General features: G+C 50.0%; 35 protein-coding genes. 1 reads left to right on the top strand and 34 read right to left on the bottom strand.

Annotated features, from left to right (window positions below; all coding sequences use genetic code 11):
- Positions 1 to 2 precede the first annotated feature (2 nt).
- The 19 genes from rplR to ACTNDI_RS01855 form a co-directional block, all read right to left on the bottom strand.
- Positions 3 to 371 carry a 50S ribosomal protein L18 gene (gene rplR / locus ACTNDI_RS01765; RefSeq protein WP_441099039.1) on the bottom strand — a complete coding sequence of 123 codons (369 nt, stop codon included), beginning with the start codon at positions 369 to 371 and terminating at the stop codon, positions 3 to 5.
- Positions 372 to 389: 18 nt separating this feature from the next.
- Positions 390 to 929 (bottom strand): 50S ribosomal protein L6, encoded by a 540-nt coding sequence (gene rplF, locus ACTNDI_RS01770; RefSeq protein WP_441099040.1) that lies wholly within the window; start codon positions 927 to 929, stop codon positions 390 to 392.
- 133 nt (positions 930 to 1,062) lie between these two features.
- Positions 1,063 to 1,464, bottom strand: a complete 402-nt coding sequence (rpsH, locus tag ACTNDI_RS01775; RefSeq protein ID WP_441099041.1) for a 30S ribosomal protein S8 — start codon at positions 1,462 to 1,464, stop codon at positions 1,063 to 1,065.
- Positions 1,465 to 1,483: 19 nt separating this feature from the next.
- A complete protein-coding gene (locus ACTNDI_RS01780; RefSeq protein ID WP_441099042.1) occupies positions 1,484 to 1,669 on the bottom strand; it encodes a type Z 30S ribosomal protein S14 in 186 nt (61 codons plus the stop codon).
- Between the two features lie 19 nt (positions 1,670 to 1,688).
- Positions 1,689 to 2,228 carry a 50S ribosomal protein L5 gene (gene rplE / locus ACTNDI_RS01785; protein WP_441099043.1) on the bottom strand — a complete coding sequence of 180 codons (540 nt, stop codon included), beginning with the start codon at positions 2,226 to 2,228 and terminating at the stop codon, positions 1,689 to 1,691.
- 18 nt (positions 2,229 to 2,246) lie between these two features.
- The gene (gene rplX, locus ACTNDI_RS01790) at positions 2,247 to 2,555 is read right to left on the bottom strand and encodes a 50S ribosomal protein L24 (protein WP_441099044.1); all 309 of its coding nucleotides are present in this window, start codon (positions 2,553 to 2,555) and stop codon (positions 2,247 to 2,249) included.
- Between the two features lie 11 nt (positions 2,556 to 2,566).
- Positions 2,567 to 2,935, bottom strand: a complete 369-nt coding sequence (gene rplN, locus ACTNDI_RS01795) for a 50S ribosomal protein L14 (RefSeq protein WP_441099045.1) — start codon at positions 2,933 to 2,935, stop codon at positions 2,567 to 2,569.
- A gap of 28 nt (positions 2,936 to 2,963) precedes the next feature.
- The gene (gene rpsQ, locus ACTNDI_RS01800; protein WP_441099046.1) at positions 2,964 to 3,221 is read right to left on the bottom strand and encodes a 30S ribosomal protein S17; all 258 of its coding nucleotides are present in this window, start codon (positions 3,219 to 3,221) and stop codon (positions 2,964 to 2,966) included.
- A gap of 44 nt (positions 3,222 to 3,265) precedes the next feature.
- Complete coding sequence (rpmC, locus tag ACTNDI_RS01805; RefSeq protein ID WP_441099047.1) at positions 3,266 to 3,475, bottom strand: 50S ribosomal protein L29; 210 nt, start codon at positions 3,473 to 3,475, stop codon at positions 3,266 to 3,268.
- Positions 3,465 to 3,902, bottom strand: coding sequence for a 50S ribosomal protein L16 (rplP, locus tag ACTNDI_RS01810; RefSeq protein ID WP_441099048.1), 438 nt, complete (start codon positions 3,900 to 3,902; stop codon positions 3,465 to 3,467). Before rplP ends, rpmC begins: the two co-directional genes overlap by 11 nt.
- Positions 3,903 to 3,904: 2 nt before the next feature.
- The gene (gene rpsC / locus ACTNDI_RS01815; RefSeq protein WP_441099049.1) at positions 3,905 to 4,561 is read right to left on the bottom strand and encodes a 30S ribosomal protein S3; all 657 of its coding nucleotides are present in this window, start codon (positions 4,559 to 4,561) and stop codon (positions 3,905 to 3,907) included.
- A 12-nt stretch (positions 4,562 to 4,573) separates the two neighbouring features.
- Entirely contained in the window at positions 4,574 to 4,960 is a 387-nt protein-coding gene (gene rplV, locus ACTNDI_RS01820; RefSeq protein WP_441099050.1) for a 50S ribosomal protein L22, read from the bottom strand.
- 27 nt (positions 4,961 to 4,987) lie between these two features.
- A complete protein-coding gene (rpsS, locus tag ACTNDI_RS01825) occupies positions 4,988 to 5,266 on the bottom strand; it encodes a 30S ribosomal protein S19 (RefSeq protein ID WP_441099051.1) in 279 nt (92 codons plus the stop codon).
- 16 nt (positions 5,267 to 5,282) lie between these two features.
- Positions 5,283 to 6,122 carry a 50S ribosomal protein L2 gene (gene rplB / locus ACTNDI_RS01830; RefSeq protein WP_441099052.1) on the bottom strand — a complete coding sequence of 280 codons (840 nt, stop codon included), beginning with the start codon at positions 6,120 to 6,122 and terminating at the stop codon, positions 5,283 to 5,285.
- Between the two features lie 56 nt (positions 6,123 to 6,178).
- Complete coding sequence (gene rplW, locus ACTNDI_RS01835; protein ID WP_441099053.1) at positions 6,179 to 6,478, bottom strand: 50S ribosomal protein L23; 300 nt, start codon at positions 6,476 to 6,478, stop codon at positions 6,179 to 6,181.
- The gene (rplD, locus tag ACTNDI_RS01840) at positions 6,478 to 7,098 is read right to left on the bottom strand and encodes a 50S ribosomal protein L4 (protein ID WP_441099054.1); all 621 of its coding nucleotides are present in this window, start codon (positions 7,096 to 7,098) and stop codon (positions 6,478 to 6,480) included. The genes rplW and rplD overlap by 1 nt, the downstream gene beginning before the upstream one ends.
- 28 nt (positions 7,099 to 7,126) lie before the next feature.
- Positions 7,127 to 7,762, bottom strand: a complete 636-nt coding sequence (rplC, locus tag ACTNDI_RS01845) for a 50S ribosomal protein L3 (protein WP_441099055.1) — start codon at positions 7,760 to 7,762, stop codon at positions 7,127 to 7,129.
- A gap of 103 nt (positions 7,763 to 7,865) precedes the next feature.
- Positions 7,866 to 8,183: a 30S ribosomal protein S10 gene (rpsJ, locus tag ACTNDI_RS01850; RefSeq protein WP_441099056.1), complete on the bottom strand. Its 318-nt coding sequence runs from the start codon at positions 8,181 to 8,183 to the stop codon at positions 7,866 to 7,868.
- A 483-nt stretch (positions 8,184 to 8,666) separates the two neighbouring features.
- Positions 8,667 to 9,704: a hypothetical protein gene (locus ACTNDI_RS01855; RefSeq protein WP_441099057.1), complete on the bottom strand. Its 1,038-nt coding sequence runs from the start codon at positions 9,702 to 9,704 to the stop codon at positions 8,667 to 8,669.
- Between the two features lie 417 nt (positions 9,705 to 10,121).
- On the opposite strand from ACTNDI_RS01855, the gene ACTNDI_RS01860 reads away from it, so the two are divergent.
- The gene (locus ACTNDI_RS01860; protein ID WP_441099058.1) at positions 10,122 to 10,874 is read left to right on the top strand and encodes a GNAT family N-acetyltransferase; all 753 of its coding nucleotides are present in this window, start codon (positions 10,122 to 10,124) and stop codon (positions 10,872 to 10,874) included.
- 11 nt (positions 10,875 to 10,885) lie between these two features.
- On the opposite strand, the gene ACTNDI_RS01865 is transcribed toward ACTNDI_RS01860, so the two are convergent.
- The 15 genes from ACTNDI_RS01865 to ACTNDI_RS01935 all read right to left on the bottom strand — a co-directional run bounded on the left by ACTNDI_RS01865 (position 10,886) and on the right by ACTNDI_RS01935 (position 26,367).
- Positions 10,886 to 11,116 (bottom strand): DUF1858 domain-containing protein, encoded by a 231-nt coding sequence (locus tag ACTNDI_RS01865; RefSeq protein ID WP_441099059.1) that lies wholly within the window; start codon positions 11,114 to 11,116, stop codon positions 10,886 to 10,888.
- Between the two features lie 198 nt (positions 11,117 to 11,314).
- On the bottom strand, positions 11,315 to 11,488 hold the full coding sequence (locus tag ACTNDI_RS01870) for a DUF362 domain-containing protein (RefSeq protein WP_441099060.1): 174 nt from the start codon (positions 11,486 to 11,488) through the stop codon (positions 11,315 to 11,317).
- Between the two features lie 216 nt (positions 11,489 to 11,704).
- Complete coding sequence (gene dnaB / locus ACTNDI_RS01875; protein WP_441099061.1) at positions 11,705 to 13,057, bottom strand: replicative DNA helicase; 1,353 nt, start codon at positions 13,055 to 13,057, stop codon at positions 11,705 to 11,707.
- A gap of 46 nt (positions 13,058 to 13,103) precedes the next feature.
- Positions 13,104 to 13,553, bottom strand: a complete 450-nt coding sequence (gene rplI, locus ACTNDI_RS01880; protein ID WP_441099062.1) for a 50S ribosomal protein L9 — start codon at positions 13,551 to 13,553, stop codon at positions 13,104 to 13,106.
- Positions 13,553 to 15,604, bottom strand: a complete 2,052-nt coding sequence (locus ACTNDI_RS01885; protein WP_441099063.1) for a DHH family phosphoesterase — start codon at positions 15,602 to 15,604, stop codon at positions 13,553 to 13,555. Before ACTNDI_RS01885 ends, rplI begins: the two co-directional genes overlap by 1 nt.
- Before the next feature lie 85 nt (positions 15,605 to 15,689).
- Positions 15,690 to 16,169, bottom strand: coding sequence for a single-stranded DNA-binding protein (locus tag ACTNDI_RS01890; RefSeq protein WP_441099064.1), 480 nt, complete (start codon positions 16,167 to 16,169; stop codon positions 15,690 to 15,692).
- Between the two features lie 385 nt (positions 16,170 to 16,554).
- Positions 16,555 to 16,740, bottom strand: coding sequence for a DUF951 domain-containing protein (locus ACTNDI_RS01895; protein WP_441099065.1), 186 nt, complete (start codon positions 16,738 to 16,740; stop codon positions 16,555 to 16,557).
- A gap of 37 nt (positions 16,741 to 16,777) precedes the next feature.
- Positions 16,778 to 17,647: a class B sortase gene (locus ACTNDI_RS01900; protein ID WP_441099066.1), complete on the bottom strand. Its 870-nt coding sequence runs from the start codon at positions 17,645 to 17,647 to the stop codon at positions 16,778 to 16,780.
- 182 nt (positions 17,648 to 17,829) lie between these two features.
- A complete protein-coding gene (locus ACTNDI_RS01905; RefSeq protein ID WP_441099067.1) occupies positions 17,830 to 18,600 on the bottom strand; it encodes a type III pantothenate kinase in 771 nt (256 codons plus the stop codon).
- A 107-nt stretch (positions 18,601 to 18,707) separates the two neighbouring features.
- The gene (locus ACTNDI_RS01910; RefSeq protein WP_441099068.1) at positions 18,708 to 21,521 is read right to left on the bottom strand and encodes an AAA family ATPase; all 2,814 of its coding nucleotides are present in this window, start codon (positions 21,519 to 21,521) and stop codon (positions 18,708 to 18,710) included.
- The gene (locus ACTNDI_RS01915) at positions 21,518 to 22,723 is read right to left on the bottom strand and encodes a metallophosphoesterase family protein (protein WP_441099069.1); all 1,206 of its coding nucleotides are present in this window, start codon (positions 22,721 to 22,723) and stop codon (positions 21,518 to 21,520) included. Before ACTNDI_RS01915 ends, ACTNDI_RS01910 begins: the two co-directional genes overlap by 4 nt.
- Positions 22,724 to 22,887: 164 nt before the next feature.
- A complete protein-coding gene (locus tag ACTNDI_RS01920) occupies positions 22,888 to 24,105 on the bottom strand; it encodes an FAD:protein FMN transferase (RefSeq protein ID WP_441099070.1) in 1,218 nt (405 codons plus the stop codon).
- A 145-nt stretch (positions 24,106 to 24,250) separates the two neighbouring features.
- A complete protein-coding gene (locus tag ACTNDI_RS01925) occupies positions 24,251 to 24,763 on the bottom strand; it encodes a Gx transporter family protein (RefSeq protein WP_441099071.1) in 513 nt (170 codons plus the stop codon).
- A 31-nt stretch (positions 24,764 to 24,794) separates the two neighbouring features.
- Complete coding sequence (locus ACTNDI_RS01930; protein ID WP_441099072.1) at positions 24,795 to 25,352, bottom strand: NusG domain II-containing protein; 558 nt, start codon at positions 25,350 to 25,352, stop codon at positions 24,795 to 24,797.
- A gap of 223 nt (positions 25,353 to 25,575) precedes the next feature.
- Positions 25,576 to 26,367: an RnfABCDGE type electron transport complex subunit B gene (locus ACTNDI_RS01935; protein ID WP_441099073.1), complete on the bottom strand. Its 792-nt coding sequence runs from the start codon at positions 26,365 to 26,367 to the stop codon at positions 25,576 to 25,578.
- Positions 26,368 to 26,381: the final 14 nt, after the last annotated feature.

Genomic DNA, 26,381 nt, shown 5'->3' on the forward strand with positions numbered 1-26,381 from the left:
CCTTAGAATTTCAGTCCTGCTTCTCTTGCACCGTCAGCAAGGGCCTGTACTTTACCGTGATAAATATAACCGCCACGATCAAATACTACCTCGGTGATGCCGGCTTCGATTGCCTTCTTGCCGATCACTGTACCAAGATATTTTGCTGCAGCTACATCGTTTGTCTTCTCAAGCTCGCTCTTGACATCCTTCTGAAGTGTAGAAGCAGATACAAGAGTTTTGCCCTGACTATCGTCAATGATCTGTGCATACATGTTCTCATTGCTGCGGAAGACAGAAAGACGCGGTCTCTCGGAGGTTCCTGCGATGTGATTGCGCAATCTTCTATGTTTTTTCTGGCGAACCTGTGCTCTGGATACTTTACTAATCATAATCACACTCTCCTTTAATTATTTCTTACCGGTCTTGCCGACTTTACGTCTGATTACTTCATCCGCATATTTGATTCCCTTGCCCTTGTAAGGTTCAGGTGCTCTCTTGCCTCTGATCTCAGCAGCGTACTGTCCGACTTTCTCTTTGGAGATACCCTTAACGGTGATATTGTTGCCGTCAACAACGGTCTCAATACCATCCGGGTCTTCCATCTCTACCGGGTGAGAGTAACCCAGGTTCAGAACCAGTTTCTTACCCTGTTTTGCAGCACGATAACCAACACCGTTAATCTCAAGCTTCTTCTCAAATCCTTCGCTGACGCCAACAACCATATTGTGGATCAGGGAACGGGTCAGTCCGTGAAGAGCCTTTGTTGATTTCTCATCGTTAGGTCTTGTTACTACAACTGCATCATCTTTTACTTCAATTGTCAGAATCGGTGCCATAGTTCTTACAAGCTCACCCTTAGCGCCCTTGACTGTAACTACATTGCCCTCTCCGACATTTACCGTTACCCCTGCAGGTACCGGCACTGGCATTCTACCAATACGTGACATTGCCAATTTCCTCCATTAACTTAGATTTTCGGGAAGCTCTGTGCGAGCCCCCTGTTTTCAGTTACATTTCGTAAAAGGTGTGTATAACCTGCTTACAAACATAATTCAATGCGGCAGAATGCCGCGTCCTGCATTACCATACGAATGCAAGAACCTCACCGCCGACTTTAAGCTTTCTGGCTTCCTTGTCGGTGATCACTCCCTGGTTGGTGGAAAGGATTGCAATACCCAGTCCGCCGAGAACCTTCGGAAGCTCATCCTTATTGACGTAAACACGAAGACCTGGTTTGGAGATTCTCTTCATACCAGTGATGATCTTCTCGTTCTTATCAGCACCGTATTTCAGTGTAATGTGGATGTTTTTGAACGCACCCTCGTCAACAAGATCATATTTCTCGATATATCCTTCGTTAACAAGAATATCAGCGATGGAAATCTTCATTTTAGATGCAGGAACATCAACAGTATCATGTTTTGCTGCGTTTGCGTTACGAATTCTCGTAAGCATATCTGCAATCGGATCGCTTATTGACATTTTACATTTCCTCCTTTCTTTACCAGCTTGCTTTCTTTACGCCCGGGATCTCTCCCTTATATGCTAACTCACGGAAACAGATACGGCAGATGCCGTATTTTCTTAATACAGAGTGCGGACGTCCGCAGATTCTGCAGCGTGTGTATGCTCTTGTGGAGAATTTCGGTTTCCGTGCCTGTTTGATTTTCATTGACTTTTTAGCCATGAATTCGATTCCTCCTCAATTACTTTGCGAATGGCATGCCAAACTGTGCCAGTAACTCACGTGCTTCTTCATCTGTCTTTGCGGTAGTAACAAAGATGATGTCCATTCCTCTTACCTTATCGATCTTGTCATAATCGATTTCAGGGAAGATCAGCTGCTCTTTGATTCCCAGAGCGTAGTTTCCTCTGCCGTCAAAGGCATTCGGATTTACGCCGCGGAAGTCACGTACACGGGGAAGTGAGAGGTTGATCAGACGATCAGCGAACTCATACATACGCTCTCCGCGAAGAGTAACCTTGCATCCGATCGGCATTCCCTCACGGATCTTGAAGTTTGCAACGGATTTTTTCGCTTTTGTAACAACAGGTTTCTGGCCGGAAATCTTCTCCAGATCGGATACGGCAGAGTCAAGGAGCTTAGCGTTCTCCTTGGCCTCACCGACACCCATGTTGATGACGATTTTGGCGAGTTTCGGCACTTCCATGACGTTCTTGTAACCGAACTTCTTTGTCATGGCATCAACAATCGTATTACTGTATAACTCTTTATATCTGCTCATGTTTTATGCCTCCTCTCCTTAATCAATCACTTCGCCGGTCTTCTTGGCTACGCGTACCTTCTTGTCTCCGTCGAACTTATATCCGATACGTGTTGTCTTGCCGTCTTTCAGGTAAGCAACGTTGGAAATATCGATCGGAGCCTCTTTGTTGATGATGCCGCCCTGCTGGTTTGCAGCATTCGGTTTTACGCTCTTTGTGATCATGTTGATGCCTTCAACAAGCACGCGATGATTCTTTGCGTCAACAGAGAGAACTTTTCCTTCTTTGTCTTTATCTTTTCCGGCGATTACGCGGACGGTATCGCCTTTTCTAATCTTAACTGACATCGACGTCCTCCTTATAATACTTCCGGAGCTAAGGAAACAATCTTCATAAACTGTTTTTCACGAAGCTCTCTGGCAACCGGTCCGAAAATACGTGTACCTGTTGGAGTTTTGTCATCCTTGATAATTACTGCAGCGTTCTCATCGAACTTGATGTAGGAACCGTCCTTGCGGTGTACGCCCTTTACGGTACGTACGACAACGGCTTTCACTACATCACCCTTTTTAACAACGCCGCCTGGTGTTGCATCTTTGACCGAAGCAACGATGATATCACCAATATTTGCATATCTTCTGGTAGAACCGCCCATAACACGGATGCAAAGGATCTCTTTGGCACCGGTATTATCAGCAACTCTTAATCTGGTTTCCTGCTGAACCATTCTGGTAAACCTCCTTTAGCAATCCTGATTATTTCGCTCTCTCAATAATTTCAACCAGTCTCCATCTCTTGTCCTTGGACAGCGGTCTGGTCTCCATTACACGCACGGTATCGCCGATTTTGCACTCGTTATTCTCGTCGTGTGCTTTCAGCTTGTATGTCTTTTTTACAATCTTGTGGTAAAGCGGATGCTCAACGTGATCCTCGATTGCAACTGTGATGGTCTTGTCCATCTTATCGCTGACAACCTTGCCGACACGTGTTTTTCTTAAATTACGTTCTTCCACGATCTGTCTCCTTTCAATCGTTACGAATTTCTGACCTGAAAAAATCAGTCAGCGGACTTCGCATTCTGCGCGATGATAGTTGAAATTCTGGCAATGTTTCTGCGAACTTCGGTAATACGTGCGGTATTATCGAGCTGATTTGTAGCATTCTGGAATCTCAGGTTGAAAAGCTCTTTCTTCGCTGCAACAAGCTCGTCATTCAGCTCGGCTGCGGATTTTGTTCTTAAATCTTCTACGTACTTTTTACTCTTCACTTGTTTCACCGCCTTCTACTTTCTCACGGGCAACAATCTTGCAGGTGCAAGGTAATTTATGCATAGCAAGACGAAGCGCCTCACGAGCAGCTTCTTCCGGAACACCAGCAATCTCGAAGATAACGCGACCCGGCTTAACAACAGCTACCCAGTACTCTACAGAACCTTTTCCGGATCCCATTCGGGTTTCAGCAGGTTTTGCTGTGACTGGCTTATCCGGGAATACCTTGATCCAAACCTTACCGCCACGTTTTACGTATCTGGTCATAGCTACACGGGCAGCCTCAATCTGATTTGACTTAATCCAGCAGGGCTCGGTAGCGACAAGTCCATACTCACCCTGTGTTACAGCATTGCCTCTCAGGGCTTTGCCTTTCATAGAACCACGGAACTGCTTTCTATGTTTTACTCTCTTTGGCATTAACATAATTATTTATCGCTCCCTTCCTTATGATTCTTGGTTGGAAGTACTTCACCGTTGTAGATCCATGCTTTTACGCCGACTTTTCCGTATGTGGTATCTGCCTCAGCAAAACCGTAATCAATGTCTGCGCGAAGGGTCTGAAGCGGGATCGTTCCATCACTGTAGAACTCTCTGCGGGCGATATCAGCGCCGCCGATACGTCCGGAGATGCTGGTTTTGATTCCCTTTGCTCCTGCGCGCATTGTTCTCTGCATAGCGGATTTCATCGCGCGTCTGTAGGACATACGGTTCTCAAGCTGAAGAGCAATGTTCTCAGCAACGAGCTGAGCGTCGCGGTCCGGTCTCTTTACCTCTTTGATATCAACGACAAGCTTCTTGTCTGTGAACTGCTTGAGCTCTTTCTTAACTTTCTCGATCTCAGCGCCGCCTTTTCCGATTACCACACCAGGCTTGGAGGTGTAAACGGTGATTTTAACGCGGTCAGATGCTCTTTCGATCTCGATCTTGGACACACCGGAGGTGTACAGTCTCTTCTTCAGGTATGTGCGGATCTTGTAATCCTCTGCCAGGTTGTCTGCAAAATCAGCTTCTGCATACCACTTGGAATTCCAGTCTCTAATAATTCCGACTCTTAATCCGTTTGGATTTACTTTCTGTCCCATGCTTTCCTCCTCTTATCGCTCATCAAGGATAACAGAGATATGGCTTGTACGTTTTTCAATTCTGTACGCACGTCCCTGTGCTCTTGGCTGAATTCTCTTCATTGTCGGTGCCTTGTTTGCATAGCACTCAGCTACATAAAGATTTGTTCTGGAAAGACCGTTGTTGTTCTCTGCGTTCGCAACAGCGGACTCCAGCAGTTTCTTGATAACAGAGGAAGCGTATCTCGGGCTGTAAGTCAGAATGCCAAGAGCGGTCTCGACATCCTTGCCGCGGATTGCGTCCAGTACGAAGCAGGCCTTCTGAACAGACATTCTTGCGTAAGAAAGCTTTGCGGACGGTCTGGTTTCTTTATTTTCATTTCTTTCACGTTTAATCTGGCTTCTATGTCCCTTTGCCATTTCAAATAACCTCCTTTCGATCTACAATTACGCGCCGGTTCTCTTCTCAGTCTTCTCATGTCCTCTGTAGGTTCTGGTTGCTACGAACTCTCCGAGCTTGTGGCCTACCATATCCTCGGTGATATATACCGGAACATGCTTTCTTCCGTCGTGAACCGCAATTGTAAGTCCAACGAAGTTAGGGAATATTGTAGAGCGACGAGACCATGTTTTAATGACTGTTTTGTCGCCGGACTCGACAGCCTTATTAACGGCTTTCAGTAAGCTCTCATCAGCAAACGGGCCTTTTTTTAATGAACGAGCCATCGTTTATCCTCCTTAATTATAACGTCTTACCGTTTCTTCTGCGAACGATCAGTTTGTTAGATGCTTTGTTTTTCTTTCTGGTCTTAAGACCCATAGCAGGCTTGCCCCAAGGTGTGCAGGGACCCGGACGTCCGACCGGAGCCTTACCTTCACCACCACCGTGCGGATGGTCGTTCGGGTTCATGACAGATCCACGGACATGAGGACGAATGCCCATGTGGCGGGATCTTCCGGCTTTACCGATATTTACCAGGTTGTGGTCACCGTTTCCGATGATACCGATTGTTGCACGGCACTCAAGGGATACCATACGCATCTCACCTGACGGAAGTCGAAGGGTGGCATAGCCGCCTTCCTTTGCCATCAGCTGCGCTCCTACTCCGGCAGAACGAACAAGCTGTCCGCCTTTGCCTTTGTGCAGCTCAACGTTATGTACCATAGTACCAACCGGGATGTCCTTCAGCGGCAGGCAGTTTCCGGGACGAACTTCAGCGTTGCTTCCGTTCATGACCTTCATGCCGACCTTAAGGCCTTCCGGTGCGAGGATATATGCTTTTTCACCGTCTGCATAGCAGATCAGAGCGATGTTTGCGGTACGGTTCGGATCGTACTCGATCGCTTTTACAACTGCGGGAACATCATCCTTGAATCTCTTGAAATCGATGATTCTGTATTTTCTTCTGTTTCCGCCGCCGTGATGTCTTACGGTGATTTTTCCCTGATTGTTACGGCCAGAAGTCTTCTTCAGTGATACGGTGAGGGATTTCTCCGGGACGGTCTTTGTGATCTCCGCGAAATCCGATCCGGTCATATGTCTTCTGGAAGGTGTATATGGGTTATAAGATTTGATTCCCATTACAGTATCTCCTTTCGATGTTTGTTATCGCGCGTCGCCGCGCATAAACTGTATATTTACAGGCCCTCGAAGATCTCTATTTCCTTGCTGTCTTCGGTGAGTGTCACAACGGCCTTCTTGGTGGCAGCTGTCTTGCCGACATTCGCGCCGCGGCGTTTTGTCTTGCCCGCGTAGTTAACGGTGTTGACCTTCGCAACCTTAACTCCGTCGAACATTTTCTCAACAGCTTCCTTAACCTGAGATTTTGTAGCGTCCGGATGAACAAGGAAGGAATATCTCTTGTCACTCATCTGGCTCATGCTCTTCTCGGTGATTACCGGACGGATGATAACGTCATAGTACTGAACGGATGCCATTATGCGTACACCTCCTCAATTGCTGCTACACTGCTCTTTGTAGCAATCACGGTGCTGTATTTCAGAAGATCGAATACGTTGATGGTCTCAGGTGAAGCGGTAGCAACGCCTGCAATGTTTCTTGCGGAGATAACTGCGTTATCACTGTCATTTCCGACGATGATGAGAGCCTTCTCAACTTTGAGAGCATCCAGAACCTTCTTCATATCTTTGGTCTTCGGAGCGTCAAACTTCAGCTCATCCAGAACCAGGAATTTGTTCTCCTGAACTTTATCGGTAAGAACGGACTTCAGAGCCGCTCTCTTCTCCTTCTTGTTCATCTTGAAGGAATAGTCACGCGGAACCGGAGCGAATACCATTCCGCCGCCAGTCCACTGCGGAGCTCTTGTGGATCCCTGTCTTGCATGACCGGTTCCCTTCTGTCTCCAGGGCTTTGCGCCGCCGCCGCTTACCTCTGAGCGGGTCTTCGCTTTCTGTGTTCCCTGACGGTTGTTTGCAAGATACTGAACAACTGCCTGATGAACAAGATTTTCTTTTATTTCAACGCCGAAAACGGCATCGGAAAGCTCAAGTGTTCCCACTTCGCTGCCTTCCATATTGTAAACAGATACGTTTGCCATCTGTAAGTTCCTCCTTTCTCGTTAGAGATTACTGAACTGTCTTGACAGACTCTTTGATTGTTACAAGAGACTTCTTCGGTCCCGGAACAGAGCCCTTGATAAGAAGCAGATTGTTTTCAGCATCTACCTTTACGACTTCCAGATTCTGAACGGTAACCTTTACATGTCCCATATGTCCGGGCATGTGTTTTCCCTTGAATACCCTTGACGGATCAGAAGAGGTACCGTTGGAACCTGCATGACGATGATATTTGGAACCATGAGCCATGGGTCCTCTGGACTGTCCATGTCTTCTGATGGCACCCTGGAATCCTTTACCTTTGCTGATTGCGGACGCATCAATATGGTCTCCCGCAGCAAAGATATCGGCTTTGATTTCCTGCTTTACTTCGTAGTCTTCCGCATTGTCAAAACGGAACTCCTGAAGATATCTCTTTACCGGAGTCTCGGCCTTGTCAAACAGACCTTTTTTCGGCTTGTTGACGAGTTTCTCGCGAATATCGCCGAATCCTACCTGTACGGCACTGTAGCCGTCGTTCTCCCGGGTCTTTACCTGTGTGACAACACAGGGGCCTGCCTGAAGAACAGTTACCGGAATAGCCAGACCATTCTCATCGAAGATCTGAGTCATTCCAACTTTTGTAGCCAAAATAGCCTTCTTCATGATAAACCTCATTTCTACAGCGGAGCCTGATTCCTGTTCAAGCTCATGTCAGCCTACAGCGGAGCATCCTGTATGGGGAAGCTCATTATAGAGTTACGTGGTGTTACTTTGTCTTCATCTTGATATCGATGTAGACACCAGCCGGCATTTCAAGACGAGACAGCGCATCTACTGTCTTCTGTGTCGGTGTTATGATATCAATCAGTCTCTTGTGGGTTCTCTGCTCAAACTGCTCACGGGAGTCTTTGTACTTATGTACGGCTCTCAGGATGGTTACTACTTCCTTCTTGGTTGGAAGCGGAACCGGTCCGCTGACAACTGCTCCGGTTTTCTTCACAGTGTCGATGATTTTTGCGGCAGATGCATCAACCAACTGATGATCATACGCTTTCAGGGTGATTCTCATTACTTGACTTGCCATAAAAAAAGTCGCCTCCTTATCGTACTTTTGATAGCACGGCGGTGGTGACTGTACACATTTCCGGGTGTGTCCTTAAACTGACATCCGGCGTTTCCGCTCTATGGCGGACTTTTCGATTGTACAGTGACGTTTCGCCTGTATCATGACTAGACATTTGCTCCGCATAAGTTACCAGCCGGGAATGCTGCAATCTTATGTTTCATCGCTTTTATGTCACAACAATGATGATTATACGAGCATGTAAGAAAAAATGCAAGAACTTTCTTTTGAAATTTTGTATAAATCTACCTGTGGGCAATATGAGTCGGGCAAAAGTGTACAGCGCAGATAAGAAGCTGTGTGCAGTCTGTATCCGGAAGCTGTGTACTGTTTTTATTAGAAGGGAATATCTAGGCACCAACCGTCCGGATAAAGACAAAAAAACCGTCTTACGGTGATTCTGTTATAAAATCACCGTAAGACGGAACAAATTCATCTCCGTTCTTACAGACAATCGGAGTAGTCAACAAGAGTCACCCCGGTAATCTCATCATCCCTTACCTTCGGATCGAGACCGTCACTGTACGCTTTGGAGAGAAGCTCATCTGCCGTGTGAACAGGCATTGCAAGTTCGATCTCTCCTGTCGGCGCTGTTCCTGTGGCATCGGAATCCGAAGCGGTTTCCTCAACCGGAATATTGATTCTGGATGTTTCCGCTGTGTGATTCAAGGGCTGGCTTTCCAGCGCAGCTTCCAGTGCAGCCTGAACATCCGGGAGAGAATCTGTTCCGAGATCTTTTTCCTCCGGAACTGCACGCGGAATATCGTATGATGGTTCTGTGTCGGAACCGGAGATCTCGGTCATCCCATTCGTGTTGTCGAAAGAGGAGGATGCAGGCTCTTCCTTTGCCGAACCACTTTTTGCCTGCTGCTTTTTCATCTGTGCAGCCTGACGATGTGCTGCGTTTCTGTTTAACTCCGCAGACACATCGGATTCTGCGTCACGCTTCTTCTTACGTGCTGCGAGTGTCTGGTAGAATTCGTCTTCCTCCGGATCCTGGTCTTCCTCATCTTCCTCCATTTCCTCTCCCCTCCGTATGGCCTCGGCTGAGATGAAAAGGAATATGACAAGCGCAAGAACAAGTGCCAGAGCAATGATTCCACCAAGTGACTGTGTGGCGATCATCAGAAATCCAATAAGCGGAACGGTAAACATTACCTTGAGGTATTTCGCTGACACCTGGAAGGTCTGCTCATTCGTGCCATCGCTCACAAGAACTGTCCCGTCTGAGGAACTGTATTTCTCAACCGTGTAGATATTCAGTGAGTCCGTGCCGATTCCCAGAATTTTCTCGCCGGCTGAAATAGAGGAGGAATCGAGTTCCTTCGAGTAAACAGCACTTCCGACGGGAATATTCCCTGTCGTCTGCTGCTGTACAACTCTCATGTCATATCCGGCGAACGGAGGAATAATAAGAGCCGCTCCAGATGCTATAAATAGCGCAAGAATAATTCCCACAATGATCTTAAGTGTTTTTGACATATTGTACTCCCCTTGTAACATGCATACAAAACATGCTTTTTCTGCTCCGTAACGGGATAAAAGGTTGATAGTCCCGTACATACAGCGTAATTATAACCCAACAGAATTTTGAATGCAAGAAATTGTATATTATATAGAAGAAATGCCGGACAGATCATTGAAGTCCGTGCATCATCTATGCTATGCTCATATGGATGAAGCCGCAGGTGCGCGGTATAAGGCCATCCCGCAGCGTGTTATCGCATGGGGCTTATTGTGATCTCTGCGGGACCGCAGATGCGCACAGTGAAAGGCGGGTTTTCGATGATAATGCAGGATGAATATCGTAAATTTCGCTATGTAAATGCTTACAGGATCATCGCGCGGGAAAGGTGCGGAAAAGATCGGGCGCGTTTACACTGATTCCGGAGGTTGCAAATGAATCCGTTGGTCAAAACTATTGAAGATTTATCACTGAACGCCTGGCCGTCTCATCAGATTGAGATCTATGACGGCTGGCTTCTGCGATTTTCCTATTTTTATACTCACAGAACAAACTGCGTGGAACAGATCGGCATATCGGAAATTCCGCTGGAAGAGAAGCTCCGATATACCGAAAGTGTTTACCGGAAGTGGGGAACCCCCTGTATCTTCAAGATCTCACCGCTTCTTGACGCCTCGTTTGACTCATTTCTGGAAGATAACGGATATGTGAGGGAACACGTAAACTATAACATGGTGATGAACTTTCCGGAACGGATGAATCTGAAGCCGGGCATCCGGGCGGATGTCTCGCGCTTTATTCCTTCCTCCTGGATAGAAGGACTCTTTGCCCTGAAGGGAACGACAAACGTCATGCACCGGCAGGTCGTTCCCTCCATGTACCGCGCAATCCCGAAGGAGACGGTATGCGTTTCGATTCATGACGGTGAATCTATCATCGGAACGGGGCTTGGGATTCTGGACAGAGACTATATCGGGGTCTACGCTATTCATGTCCGCCAGGATTTTCGAAGAAGGGGACTTGCTCGCGCCATTGTGAGCACGATTCTGATGAACGGGAAGGAAATGGGCGCGTCTCACGCATATCTGCAGGTAGTGGAAGGAAACACGGCAGCAATTCGCCTGTATGAGTCCCTTGGATTCCGTTATCTCTATACCGATTCGTTTCGGGTGAAAAAGTTATGCTGACCCTCCGCTGATCAGCAGGGTTCATCTGCGTTTTCCGGTCCGCCGATAAAATCATTGATCTGCGCGACCATAAGATCCACCTGATCTGCAGGGATTCCGTGAACACGGCAGGCCTGTTCCAGGGTCTCATGGACGGCGGCGCCGCAAAAGAGACAGCTCATGCCGTGTCCGGTAAGAATGTTGCTGATCATCGGGTCTACGTTCAGAATTTCAGTAACGGTCATATTCTTATTTATCTTCATTTCTGTCCTCCACAGCCTGTGCGGCTTATGATCATGTATAAAGCCAGCTGCTCTATAACTCTCGCAGCTTTTGAACCGCTAATGATCCTGGTCCACCGGCGGGCAGACTCCCCCCGAGGGCGAGGAACATGCGGCCGGATTTATACAGAAAAACGCCGACGCAGGAGCGCCGGCGTTTCTCGTCATGTGTTATCCGGATTATTCAGCTTCGCTGATTGCTCCGGTCGGGCATGCAGCTTCGCAGGCACCGCAGTCAACGCAGGTATCTGCATCGATTACATAATGCTCATCGCCCTGAGAAATTGCTCCAACCGGGCACTCACCCTCACATGTTCCACAGGATACACAATCATCAGAAATAACACGTGCCATCTTAAAAATCCTCCTTAAATGAAAACTTTAATATCAAATAGAGAACTCGGCGGAACCCATCATCCGCCTTGTCAAGTTGTATTCTATACTATCTTCTCATTTAAAACAAGTACAAAATCAAGAACATCCGATGACCCATCTGACACATATGCTCACACGCTGATGTGCCTGACTGTCCAAATCATGCGAATAAATTTAACCTTTGCGCGGCGGCAATCAGTTTCCATATTGATCCCGCGGCGCCGCATTTTCGAACTTTGTGAAATCCGGCAGCCAGACCAGATTGATTGTTCCGATCGGGCCGTTTCGCTGCTTCGCGATGATTATTTCGCAGATGCCTTTGTTCTCTGAATCTTTATGATAGTAGTCATCCCGGTAAAGGAACATGACGACGTCGGCGTCCTGCTCAATCGCTCCGGATTCCCGGAGGTCCGACAGCATGGGCCGGTGATCCGGGCGGCTCTCAACGGCACGGCTGAGCTGGGAAAGAGCAACGACCGGTACATTTAGTTCACGGGCAAGTGCCTTCAGTGACCGGGAAATATCGGAAATTTCCTGCTGGCGGGAATCGGATTTTCTGACACCGCTTCCGCTCATAAGCTGCAGGTAATCGATCATTACTATATCGAGCCCGTGCTCCAGCTTATATTTTCTGCATTTGGTGCGAAGCTCGCGGACGGTAATACCGGGCGTGTCATCGATGATGAGATTTGACTTGCCGATCACATTCGCGCTCTCGATCAGTTTTTTCCATTCATCGTCCTTCAGATTTCCGTTCCGGATGTTCTGTGATCCGACATGAGATTCCATCGACAGAAGACGGTTCACAAGCTGTTCCTTTGACATCTCGAGAGAAAAAATTGCAACGTGCTTGTCATGACGGAAAGCCATGTACTCTGCGATATTCAGTACAAAGGCTGTTTTTCCCATGGAAGGCCGGGCGGCCACAAGAATGAGATCCGAGTTCTGGAGGCCGGAGGTCTTGTAGTCCAGATCGGTAAAGCCGGTCGCGAGACCGGTGACATTTCCTGTCGTCCGTGATGCCTTTTCTATTGTATTCAGAGCGTTCAGCACAACCTGTTTGATGGGGACAAAATCCGATGCGGTTTTCTGCTGAAACAGCTGAAACATCTTCTTTTCGGACTCGTCCAGGAGCTGCTCTATGGGAAGATCGTCCTGATAGCAGCTGTTTTCCACTTCCTCTGAGGCGCGGATGAGCCGCCGCAGGAGTGCCTTCTCGGCTACGATTCCTGCGTAGTGCCGGATATTTGCGGATGTTGGAACTGCCTTCAGGAGATCTCTCACATATTCCATATCCGAGATCTCCGGGGGAACTTTTTTCTCCCGCAGGCGGTTCTGCAGGGTGACGACATCAACGGCGACGCCCTCGTTATTCAGTTCTACCATTGTGTCAAAAATAATGCCGTACTGCTGCTGGTAAAAATCGGCACCGGTCAATGTCTCCGATGCCGCGGCGATCGCCTCCCGGCTCATGAGCATGGAGCCGATGACCGATTGTTCCGCTTCTTCGCTGTGCGGCAGTATTCTTTTAATTACGGATTCATCCATAAATCGTCACCCATTCTGTTCCAAATCACATATCAGGGAAAAATGCTTACTTCTCTTCTGTTACATTGACGGCAAGCTTTGCGATTACCTGCGGATGGAGGCGGACATCAACCTTAGTGGTCCCAAGCTCTTTCAGCGGTCCGTCCATGGAGATTTTCTTCTTGTCAATCTCATATCCCAACTGGTCTTTTGCGGCGTCCGCGATTTCCTTGGCAGAGATGGAGCCGAAAACCCGTCCGCCTTCTCCGGTGCGGATTTTCAGGGAAATGGATTTCTTTTCGATCTGTTCCTTCAGCTCTTTGGCAGCCTCAAGAGCCTCCGCGGCGAGCTTTTCCGCGTGTTTGTTCTGCAGCTTCAGGGTGTTGAGATTGGCGGGTGTCGCCTCAACGCCCTTCTTCTTCGGAAGCAGCATGTTGCGCGCGTAGCCGTCGCTTACATTTACAAGGTCGCCCTTTTTTCCAAGGGATTTTACGTCTTCAAGCAAAATAACTTTCATCAGATTTCTCCTCCGTCAAGCATGTTGTCCAGAACGTTCTTCAGTCTTGTCTTCGCCTCATCAACAGTCACCCTCGGTATCTGGGCTCCGGCCATGTTCAGATGGCCGCCTCCGCCGAGACGTTCCATGATGATCTGAACATTGACCTCATCAATCGCTCTGGCACTGATATAGACAATATTTTTGTAGCTTGTGAGGACAAAGGATGCCCTCACGTTTTTGATATTCAGCAGCTGGTTTGCAGCCTGAGAACCGACAATTGTCGGACTCTCAACATTTTCACTCGGACATTCTGCGATTACGAAGTGCTCGCGGTAAATCTCCGCGTTGCTAAAGGTCTCTCCCTTTGCACGGTAATCACCGAGATCCTCGCGGAACATCTTCCTTACGCGGGTGACATCAGCGCCGCTTCGACGCAGATAGGCAGCGGCCTCAAAGGTCCGCACGCCAGTCTTCGACATAAAGTTGTCGGTATCCACCATAATTCCGGCATAAAGAGAATCCGCCTCGATATTTTTCAGTTTTACGCCTTCTGCGAAATACTGTAGAATCTCTGCAACCATTTCGCAGGTCGAGGACGCATACGGTTCTATATATGAAAGAACTGCGTTCCGGATATAATTGTTGCCCTGGCGATGATGATCGAGCACGACGATGGTTTTTGTCTGGTGGAGCAGTTCTTCGCATTCGGTGTAATCCGGCTTATTGGTATCCACCACGACGAGAAGGGTATTTTCGTCGACCATTTCCTTTGCGTCATGTATATTCAGGAGCATTTTCGGATCATAATCCGGATTGTCCTCGAATTCCTGAATAAAAGGACTTGTGGAAGAAGTGGGACTGTCGATGACCACATAAGCCTTCTTGTTCAGAGTGCGGCAGGCGCGGTAAATACCGATCGAGGCGCCAAAGGAATCGATGTCCAGCAGCTTGTGGCCCATAACGACGACCTTTTCCTTGCTCTCGATAAATTCCTGAAGCGCGTGCGCCTTTACACGGGCCTTCACGCGTGTGCTCTTCTCTACTGCCTGCGACTTTCCGCCGAAATAGGTAATGCTGTCACCGTCCTTCAGCACGACCTGGTCTCCTCCTCTTCCGAGGGCGAGATCAATCGCCATCCTGGCGCAGTCGGCGTTTCGGTTGTAGGAACCGTTATTGGCGCCGATGCCGATGCTGAGGGTTACGGCCATGTCATTTCCGATATTTACGGTCTTCACATCTTCAAGGATGTTGAATTTCATGGCCTTGAGCTCGCTGAGCGTGCTGCTTCGCATCAGGACGATATATTTGTCCTTTTCATATTTCTTTACGATTCCGTCGAGATCCTGAAAATATTTGTTGATTTTCCGGTCGATCAGAGCCGTCAGAAGGGAACGGCGGACCTCCTCGACACTTTCGAGCGCCTCATCGTAGTTGTCCAGATAGATCATGCCGCAGACCATCGTCTCATCTTCGTATTTCTGGATATACTCGTTCAGCTCCGTATCATCGTACAAAAGGAATGCGTAAATATAGCTGCTTTTTTCCCTGGTCTCCCTGTCAATGAGACCGGAATCGTCGATCAGAGAATCGAGTACAACGCTTTTGATCTGGATTCGATAGTCACGTTTATTGTAAATGATCTCATAATCAGCTTCCTGATCTCTCGCCGGAAACTTGTCCGGGGAAAGGCCGTTGAAGATGCTGGCAATGGATTTGTAGAAATTCTTCCGGCTCTTCCCGGTCAGATCAGCAAAGGCGTCGTTGAACCACAGCAGCCTTCCGTGGTCATCGGTGATGGCATAGGGAAGAGAGAGATCCATCATCAGCTGGCGCTGGATCTGTCCGTACTGGGTGGCAAAGGTGACAAGTTCATTTGTGATCCCTGAACGCTGTCTCGCGTACACAACAGCGACAAAAACCACATAAATTGCGAGCCCGGCACTTGCCAGAAGACCGGCTTTCACATTGATGAAATAGATGGCAATGTTGAAGACGGCCAGAAGAATCAGCAGCACCTGAGGGAAAAACAGAAATCTTCTCAGCTGGCCGGTCATTTTTACTCTGCTCATATTTGATCCTCTTTACATACAGGGGCGGCCAGTGAAGAAGTTCAAAGGCCGCCCTTCCGGAATGCTGGTTTGTAACGATGTCCGATTACTTGAACGGAAGCTCCTCGTCAATTCCGTCCGGAATATTCATGAATCCGTCACCGGCCGCTTCGCTTCCCGCGTCTGAGCCGGCCTGCGGAGCAGCAGGAGCCGCGGATCTGTTGTACTGCTGAGAAGCAGCTGCCGCATTCTGCTGGCTTGCCGCCTTGCTCTCGGCAAATTCCTGCTCTTCCACGACGACGTCTGTCGTATAAACCTTGGTTCCGTCCTGTCTTGTGTAGCTTCCGGTCTGAATCCGGCCGGTGATGGCAATCTTGATTCCCTGATGGAGATACTTCTCCGCGAATTCCGCCTGGCGGCCGAAGGCAACACAGCCGATAAAGTCGGCAGTCTGCTCGCTCCCTTCTCTTCTGAACCGCCGGTCTACTGCCAGCGTATATCTCGCGATCGCCTGTGAGTTCTCGCCCTGTGAATAACGAATATCGGGATCTCTTGTTAATCTTCCCATTAGAATGACTTTGTTCATCTCTTTACCTCTTGTTCTGAAAAAAATGTGTCTGTACTGTCTGTGATGCCCCGTCACGGGAGCATAACCTGTACTGCGGCAGCATTTCCCGCGAAGGGAAACAGCCTGTATGCCCCGTCATCGCCGGCAACAGATGAGGAGCACGGCCGGAGGCCGTCTGAACATAATATTTCGACCCATTTATTTTAGCATATCTGCTAATTAAAGGGAACACCGGATTCTCTCACAGTTTCCGATGGAAACCGCAGATGCTTCTGGTTTATCGCCTGCATCGTAAGGTAACCTGGATCTAAATGACGCCTGGATCTAAATGACGTCTGGATCTAAATGATGCCTGGACCGGAATTCGGATGGAATCATTGCAAGCGTCAGACAGCAGGGATGTTTATTTACCGGGATCTCTGAGGCCGCGTGTATTTTTCTCTACCATCTTTCGGGGAACCATAATCTGATGCCCGCAGCCCAAGCATTTCAGCCGGAAATCTGCGCCGACCCTGAGAATCTCCCACTCTTCGGAACCGCAGGGATGTTTTTTTCTGAGTCTGACAATCTGACCGACCTTATATTCCATAGTCAAATCCTCCTGTGTCGTGGCCTTCTGTGATCTGTTAAGATCCGCTGCGATCTGTGTCCGCTATACGCTGCGCCTGAACAACAAAACGATGTCCACTGTCTGTCGTGCAGGTGGAAAGGGTCAGGATTTTGCTTTCTGTTGTAAAGGAAAAATCACCGGTATCGATATCTGAAGATGATTTCATCTTATTACACCAGTCCGTGAAGGTGTCGTCTGTTCCCATGAAAAGTGTATATGTCTCATCCGAGATTGCAGCCTTTTTCATGCTGAAGATGCGGTAACAGTAATTTCCGTTTGGAGTCAGCATCCAGATATAGGGATCCTCTGCATATTTTTCCTCCAGATGAGAAAGTGTTCCAAACATAGACCCGTTTTTCATGTTGTGGCCGTAGATGATGGTATTCGGATCGTTGAAATCCGTGCTGTTCTGATACTCTTCAAAGATGGAGCCCGCAAAATTGTCATTCTTTTCAAAGGTCCGGTGCAGATAGAAATCGTTATCTGTGTAATGCGTTACCGGATAGCTCAGTTTGAGCGCGCCGATGTAGATCCAGCCGACAATGTCCTGGTTTATGGATTTCAGAGAATTCCAGTCGACAGAGATCGGTGCCTTGAGCGTTTCCTCTTCCGGGTCACCGGAGACAGAGACTGCGCTCAAACTTTGCACAGCTGTGGAAGCCGAAGATCCGGAGACGCTTTCCCCGCCGTCTCCGCCGGAATCCTGCTGTGCGGTGGTGTACTGCCGCAGCTGGTTGTATTCCTCCTCTCCCTCACGGTATGCCATGGCTGTTTTTATGATCTGATAAAGAGAAAATGCCATGACTGCAAGACAGAGAACAATGCCGAAAACCAGCACCTTGTCGCTTATTTTTTTCTTTTTCTTATCAGGCTGTATCTGTGCCATTTCTGATTCTCCGTATCCTTATTATTCGAACTGCCGGCTGCGTCCGGCAACGCGCGCGTATGATCTTGTGAGATCACCTGTAAAAAACCTGGATATTGGCGTCCGGCGATGCGCGTGTATGATCTTGTGATGCCGCTGCCGGCTTTGCCTGCCGCAGATGATCATCGTATGCGAGAATGCTCTCAGCGGCGGTTTTTCAGGTAGATGATGCGAAGGCCCTTCAGCAGCAGGTATTTGTCCAGAATGATCTTCTGCCTGCAGTAGGGAATGATAGCCTCGGAGAGGCTTCCGGTCGCGATCACAGACGGCTTTTCTCCGAGTTCCTCTGTGATGCGGTCAATGACCCCGTCAAGCATCGCCGCTGTGCCGAAGATGACGCCGCTTCTCATGCAGTCAACCGTATTCGTTCCGATCAGATGTTCCGGATGCTCCGTCAGGTCAATCTGCGGCAGCTGACTTGTTCTTTCGGTCAGCGCGTCCAGACTGATCAGGGTGCCCGGCATGATCATGCCTCCGATGTAATTGCCGTCGCGGCTGATGACCGAGAAGGTGTTCGCCGTTCCCATGTCAAAAATAACGATCGGAGCCGGATACAGATTAATGGCAGCGACGCCCTCTGCGACCCTGTCGCTGCCGAGCTGAGCGGGGTTGTCGATACGGATTTTCAGGCCATTTTTCAGGCCGGGTCCGACGATCCTGCATTTTCTTCCGGTAATTGCGAGAACTGCGTCATACAGTTTTTTCTTAAGGGACGGGACGACGGTAGAGATGATTCCACCTTCTACATCGCCGGTAGAAATGTGGTGGATGTGCAGAAGCTCCCGAAAGAAAACCGCGTACTCATCACTCGTCTTGTGGCGGTCGGCTCTGAGCTGGCTGGCGAAGCAGACCGTTTCCTCATCCATTACGCTGAAGACGATATTGGTATTTCCTGCGTCAATTGCAATAAACATCTGTGTCCTCTCTATCTGTTGTTTCAGTATGTCTCTGTCTGATACGGATCCCGGGACTCGGACGGAAGAAATCACGGACGAATGGCTTCCTTATAATTCCGGGCAGATCACGGACGAATAGTTTCACTGTAGTTCCGGGCATTCTGACAGGTCAGGTAGATGATCTGATAATTTTCGGCAATCCTTGTCAGAAAATCCCGGGCGCCGGTCAGTTTCTGGTCGTCCAGGTTGACAAAGGGATCATCGAAGAGCAGGAACGGCTTCTCGTTCCTGTACATGATATCGATCATTGCCATTCTTCGGCAGAGTCCGATCAGGTCCTGATAGCCTTCGCTCAGATAACCGACATCCCTCGAGGCACCTGCCTCCCGTACCCGGATGTTCAGGTCCGCATCGAGGGTGTATTCCTTTCCGTCGCCCGGTGAAAGAAGCTGATAGTATTTCATGTATTCTTTACGGACCGGCTCCATGAATTTCGCGGAGAAACGGGCTCTGGCCTCTTCAAGGTACCGGCGGGTTGCCATGAGAACCTGATAACGGTGCTCAAGCTTTTTCAGCTTTTGTTCGCCGAGGTCATGTGCATTTTCTGCGTCCGCGATTTCCTCAAGCCGGCCGTTGATTCGTTCGGAATCTCTCTGACAGGTCTGGATTTTCGATTCCAGGTCTGAGATCCTTTCGTGAATTTCCTCCTGACGGGCAGAAATGGCTTCCAGCGTCTGTCCCTGTCTTCCGGAAGTATAGCTTGCGCCTGTTCCGGAGGCTCCCGCCAGAATCTGTCCCATGTTGTGACGATCCTCGAACTGCTCGCGCGCTGTCTTACGGTTCTGATAGATTTCCTCGAGAGAGGAAAGCCGTCTCAGCTGATCCCGAATGCGGCTGAGCTGCTTCGCCATATCGCGTTCCGGCAGATAGCCGATGCTCCGCAGATATTCCCGAAGATCATTTTCCTTCCGGCTTCTGCGGTCGTCCGCGAGCCGCTGTTTTTCCCTGCGGTCGAGGAATTCACGGTATCGCCTGACATCATACTTCAGTTCCTGAAGCGACTGGCTCATGTCGGTGTCTTCATCGAGAGCGGGATAAAAGGCGGTCAGGAACTGGTACAGCTGATCTTCCATCTCTTTGATGTTCCGGTTTTCCTCGCCGGACCGGAACCTCTCGTCCCGGCGCTCAAGTTCCTGATACTCTCTCACCTTTCCACGAAGGTCATAAAGCGTCTGATAGGTGTCTTCAGGCGGCACATCGATGCCGATTCGGTCAAAAACAGCCCGGGTCGTCTGTTCGATCTCGTCGATTTCTGCTTCATCTGCCCGGATTTCATAGGAAAGCTGTAGAAGCTCTTCCTCTGATGATTCCGTAAGAGAACTGTGCTGCGCACCGGAAGATACGGACGGGGAAGCAGAAGAGGCAGTGTCATCGGAATCTGTGGCTGTCTGTCGGGCAGGACGTCCTTTGGATCTCCCGCCTCCGCCGTTTACGAATTCCAGACCAGAGCCGATGAGCAGACTGAGAATTCCGGCGCCCATCAGCGCGACAACAGGGATTCCGAAGCCTCCGGACGGACTGCGGCTGATGAAAAATCCCGCAGCAATCATCGCGATACCGCAGAAAATCAGAAAGATACCGGCAAAGGAATGCGCAGGCCGTCGCGGCGATTCTTCTCCGGAGTCACGGTCCAGCATATTTTTCAGAAGACGCGCGTTTGCTTTTTTCTGCGGCAGCGCGCTCACAATGGCATTTCTCCGGTTCCAGCTCCGGATTGCCTCCGAGAGCTCATCACTTTCCGGAAGGTAACTTGAGAAAAAGTCTGCGTCCTCCTGACGCTTTTTCTCCTCTTCCGGGGAGAGACGGCTTCTGGACGCGCGATGAACAGCGATCTGAAGATTGCGGTTCAGCTCCTCCGCACGGGCAATCGCGGATTCCCCGGGAACCTCATTCCGGAAGGTGGAACGCAGATGGATATATTCCTGCTGCTGCTCCGGGGAAAGATCATCGTTTGGATCCGAAGCTGTAACACGGTCCAGCGAACTGGCAGTCTCCAGCCACTCATCAACATCCGCGGGATCCGGAACCTCATCCGGAAACTGATTCCGCATGTCATCGCGATCCTTCAGTGCCGCAGCCTCCTCACGCCGGAAATTTTCATAGATTTCTCTTCTGGCGCCCAGATCCTTATCACGGCTCAGCGCACGCTGATCATTCTGCAGCTGCTCCAGCTGAGAGAGGAGATCCCGCTTCTCTTCCTGAAGAGAAGCGATCCGGAGATTATTCTGGTGATAAGCGGCTTCTTCTCCGGATTTTCCGGAAATTGTGGCGGAAAGCTCCGCCAGATGAGTCTTCAGCTGATGAATTTCACCCGTTTTTCTGGAGGGAGTCAGCCGGTCGGTCTCTGTCTTAAGGCGTTTCTGCACTTCATCGTACATGCTCATATCGGCCTGTTCTCCGGTCAGATCTCCGATTTTCGCATGAATGCCGGCGGTTACATCTGTGTGAACGGACTGCTGTCCGATAAAGATCGTTCGTTCAAAGGATGGCCTGTCGAGAGAAAAAATATCCTCGCCGGGAACGGCAGAGAAGTCGCGGCAGACAAGGCCTGTGTCTGCATCGAACTGTGCCAGAGCGTCTTCTTTTCCGTCCCTCGGACCGAAGGTCCGCTCCAGACGGTATTTCCGGTCGCGCCAGATGAAGGTGATGCTTCCTCCGTACACACCGTTCTGCCACGGAGCAAACCGCCTTCTTTCGTTCTCCAGGTCATTTTTCTTGCGCTCGTTTGCAAATCCATAGAACATGACCAGCAGAAAATGCGCAAAAGTGCTTTTTCCCCAGCCGTTTTCCCGGAGAATCGGATTGAGTCCGTCGTGAAATTCAAGGTCAAGATTATTGAGGCGGCCGAAATTTTCAATGTGGCAGCTGATTAATTTCATAGATCTGTATCCTCCCCCGCAAGCGCAAGGATTCCGCAGCGGATGATTTCTGCCTTTCTCTCCTCCGGGAGGTCCGGGTCCTCTTCTACGGTCCGCACGAATTCTCCCTTCAGTGAAGCGTCGAGCGCATAGGCGTTATAGTCCACCGCGGGTCTGGTCTGGTCCTCCAGGCGGAAGACAAAAAATCTGGCGTTAAAATAATTCTGAATTTGTACCAGATTTTTCTCACCGCTCACATCGGGAGTTCCGGTCAATATTGCCTTCACCAGATCCCCTGCCGGAAAATCAAGCTGCCGCTCCATCTTCGAGATGATCATCGGCGTGCTGGCGCAGTCCGTAATGTCTACGGATTCCTCATGAAAATGACGCTGGGGCACCGGCACAAAGCTTCCATTCAGGACAAATCCGTTCCCGGAAGGTTTGCGGCTGTGCGGTTGCGGAACCTCCTGCTGCCGTGAATCGCTCCTGTCCTCAATATCAAGAAGAACATAGCCGTGTTCCCCGCACTCATCAAAGCCTCTTCCCTCAAGGCAGCCGGGGTAGCACCATGCGCCGCCGGGAGGAAGGACATCCTGATGATACCGGTGAACATGCCCAAGAGCCAGATAATCGATATTTCTGTTTGCGTACTGATGCAGGCCAATGATTTCCGGTCTTCCCTTAACGGGATAATCTGCCACCTGACCGTGCAGCATGACAATATTGAAATCCTCCGGAGAGAGATGAAGACCTGCCGCAGCGACCGGCGCATTTGCCTCATTCAGTTCCAGACCACTGATCGTAATCCTTCCCCCGGCAGGATCCTCCTCCTCTGCGGGCTCCGCGTGCGGTCTTCCGGCGCGGTCTAAACGGATCGTATAGGTTCTCCATCCCGGTCCGAACGTGAGCAGATTGTCCGGCCGGCGCGAAAGCCTGTTGAGAAAACCGTCGCGCTCATGGTTCCCCGTGAGATAGAAAAAAAGGATTCCCGGGTGCGTGAGGATCGTCTCGAATACCGTGTTTCTCGCGTTCGCGGAAATTCGCTCGGAGTCAAACAGATCTCCACTGATCAGGATGGCCTTCACGGAGCTTTCGCTTGCGCTCCGGACCATATTCATAAACGTCTTCAACAGATCCGCTCTTCTCTCCCGCGCCTCTGACGCACTTAAAATAGAGGTCATTCTGGAATCAAGATGCAGATCCGCACAATGTATGATCTTCAATACCTTTTATCTCCCGTGATTATCCATGGACGCAGCCGTCCGGCATAAAGAAATGCCGAATAAGTGAGTGTCTTTTCTGTCAAATGCTGACACCGGAAAAGAGTGCGTCAGGAGCGTCAGCCTGTCCGCTGATGACGGAGGATATCCTTTCATTCATCGGTCTGTCAGGATGATGAGACGGATGAGACAGAGCCGGACGCGCCAGAGAGCGGCTCCGGATACCAGCTCATCTGATTGTCGGTATCCGTAAACAGTACGGTAACATCCAGACTGTTTCTGCGGATCAGTTCTTCCGCCCTGTCCCGTCCGAGCAGGATGCAGATGGTGGAAAGCGCGTCCCCGAGCACATCGTCGGTTCCAATGATCGTAGCCTGGTTCAGACCGGTGTCTGCCGGATACCCGGTCTTCGGATCCAGGATGTGATGATAGAGCGTGCCGTTCTTCCGGAAATATCTCTCATACACGCCGGAAGATATCACACTCTCATCCCTGGTGTCAATGGTGGTCAGAACACTTCCCCGGTCAGCAAACGGCTTCTGGATTCCGACGACAAACGGGCTGCCATCCGGCTTTTCGCCAAGGACGCTCACGTTGCCGCCCAGATTGATCAGAGCGGAGGTACAGCCGTTATTCTTCAGATAGTTCTTTAATTTCAGTGAGATGTACCCCTTGGCGATTCCGCCGAGGTCGATCTGCGTATCCGGAGAATCAAAGGTTACCGTATTGCCATCGATGTGAACCTTTCGATAGTCCACAAGCTTAAGAGCCTTCTGGATTTCAGCGTCGTCCGGAATCTCCGGATCATCGGTGTCTCCTTCAAAATTCCACAGCTCTTTTACCGGATAGATCGTGATGTCAAACGCGCCGTCGGACATCTCACCGTACTGGAGTCCTCTGTGTATGCATTCCGCAAGGTCGTCCGAGACCTCAACGGTGCTGGCAGAGCGGTGGTTCAGCTTGTACAGCTCGCTGGTTTCTTTCTGTGCGGAAAGCGTATTCTCCATGTCATCACAGATGGAAAAACAGCCCTTCAGAAGCTTTTCAGCCTGTTTCCCATATACCCGGATATCGATTACCGTGTCAAAGTATGTCCCGGCATCCTCAGACATCTCCGCATCCGCGGAAGTTCCCCGGGCCGCTGAAGCTCCGGAGGGTATGCCGCATCCGGCGGATAAGCTGCCCAGAACGAGCGCGGCGCAGAGGATACAGGGGACGATCCGGGGATATAGCCGCCGACGTCGTTTCGCATGCGCGGTATATGACTGAATGCTCTGAAATATTCTCATAATCGGTTTCTCCGTTGCTTTCATCTTCTGTCCGTATCGGAAGTCCGCGCGAACAGCGAGTTGCCGGTATCCGTGGAACTGATAAAAATGTTCCATCGAAGGCCCGCCCAAACAGCGGGCTGCTTTTTCATAAGTTCAGGGCTTTATTATACACTCTCTTATAATCAAGCGCAAATCTGCGCATCCGGAAGCCTTTCACACGGCGTCTTTAAACGAGTCCGGAAAATAAAACAGCAGAATCTCAGATTTGCTTTGGAAAAGACGGAACTCTCAGGAGAACTGCCCAGACCGCAATGCCTATCAGGATTCCGGTAATGAGGCCGGCAATCATCAGGATCGGGAGATACCAGAGAAGGGGAAGATCGGGGGTGACAAGATATGCGACCAGAATCTGGCCGATGTTGTGCGCGGCTCCGCCGGCTGCGCTGATGCCGGTTTCGTGAAATTTTCCAGTGCGGATGAGCAGAACCATGACGAGAATGCTGAGCATGGCGCCGCCCATGCTGTACGCGATACTGAACAGATTCCCGAAGAGAAAACCGATCACCACGACTCTGGCGGCGGATACGAGCACGGCTTCCCTCCAGCCGAACAGCAGAAGCACGATCAGGATGACCACGTTGCAGAGCCCGAGCTTGATGCCGGGTATTCCGAAGCTGAAGGGAATAAGGCTTTCGATGTATCCGCAGAGAATGGCAAGTGCGGTCAAAAGGCCAAGGTATGCTGCTCTTTTCGATTTGTTTCTCTGATCCATGATGCGTTCTGCCTTTCTTGTCCCGACGTGGTTATTCTGCCAGTGTATCAATTTCCGGAGAGGACGGCTCAGAATCTGTATCTTCTGTGGAAGAATCGGAGTGATCGGTCTCTTGCCCGGATACAGAGCTGTTTTTATCCGTTCCCTGACCGGATGAGGAATGGATCCCGGCGGTGTCCTGCCCGGAGGAAATGTTCTTGCCTTCGGTGCCCGTACTTCGGGAAGCGTGCGAAGAGCCGGAACTATCGGCATTTATAATTTTGAGAACCACCCGGTTCGGGAGGCAGACAATGCTGCCTCCATTCGCGGTGATCGGCACGGAATGGACGCAGATCTGATCCGGACAGTCGGCAGAGATCATTCGCACGGCACCATCTCTGATTTCGCAGACATTTGTGTCATTAATTTTTATGACCGTGTCATGCTTCAGATCGTAAGTGCCAAATACTCTGTTGTCAACAGTGATCTCGAGCATGGGAGAATCCGCATGACTCATATACCGGGAATATGCGGCAAGCATCAGAACCGCGGCGGCGAAAATGCAGAGAATCAGGAGGAAATCATTTCGTCCGAAGTTTTTTCTGTTCATAAACAAACCTCTTGTCTGCACCGGAACAGGGGGATCGATGTGTCTCACTGTTCGGGTAAAAAGAGGCCGCCGTATGTGCGGCGGCCTCTGGAAGATATCTGAATATCACAAACATTTACAGCTGCAACGGTTCTGTGCGAAATTTACGGTAAAACCGCAACGATTCTGCCCGAAATTTACGGTACAGCACAATGGTTCTGTTCGAAATTCCGGAGCGGACGTATCAGACAATGCACTTGCGCGGGCAGTTTGCCTTGCATTCTCCGCAGTTTGTGCATTTGCCGTAATCGATGACCGGGAATCCGCCTGCCATCTCGATTGCCTGCTGCGGGCATGTCTTCACACATTTCTGGCAGGAGATACAGCCGATCTTGCAGTTGTTCATGACCGGCTTTCCCTTCTCCGGATTGACGCATCCGATATGCGATACGTAATGATACGGAACCTCTATGATCAGTCCCTTCGGGCAGGCAGCCATACATTTTTTGCAGTCCTTGCAGAGCTCCTCGTCCACATGGGCGACTCCTCTCTGAATGGAGAGCGCGCCAAATTCACACGCCTGGACGCACTCGCCGAACCCCGTGCAGCCGAACCGGCAGGACTTCGGGCCTCCCGTGGGAGCAAATTTTACGACATTACAGGACTTTGGCCCCGTGTAAACATAGTTCTCCGTTGTTCTCTCGCAGTCCCCGACACAGCGGACAAAGGCGACCTTCCGCTCATCGCTTCCGGCAGAAGTTCCCATGATCTCCGCGATCTTATCGGCAACGGGTTTCTGTCCCACCACGCAGGAATTGACAGGCGCGTTTCCTGACGCGATTGCAGCCGCCAGAGCGGCGCAACCCGAAAATCCGCAGCCGCCGCAGTTCGCCCCGGGCAGGACCTCTGCGATTGCCTGTTCCTTCTCATCAACAGGAACGGCAAAGACCTTACTGGCAAAGCTGAGGAAGATGCCGACGAATAAACCGACGCCGCCGACCATCAGCGTTGCCGCCAGTATAGTACTTACGCTCATAACCATAACCTCCT

Source organism: Bilifractor sp. HCP3S3_D3 (assembly GCF_052063915.1).
Lineage (GTDB): Bacteria > Bacillota > Clostridia > Lachnospirales > Lachnospiraceae > Bilifractor.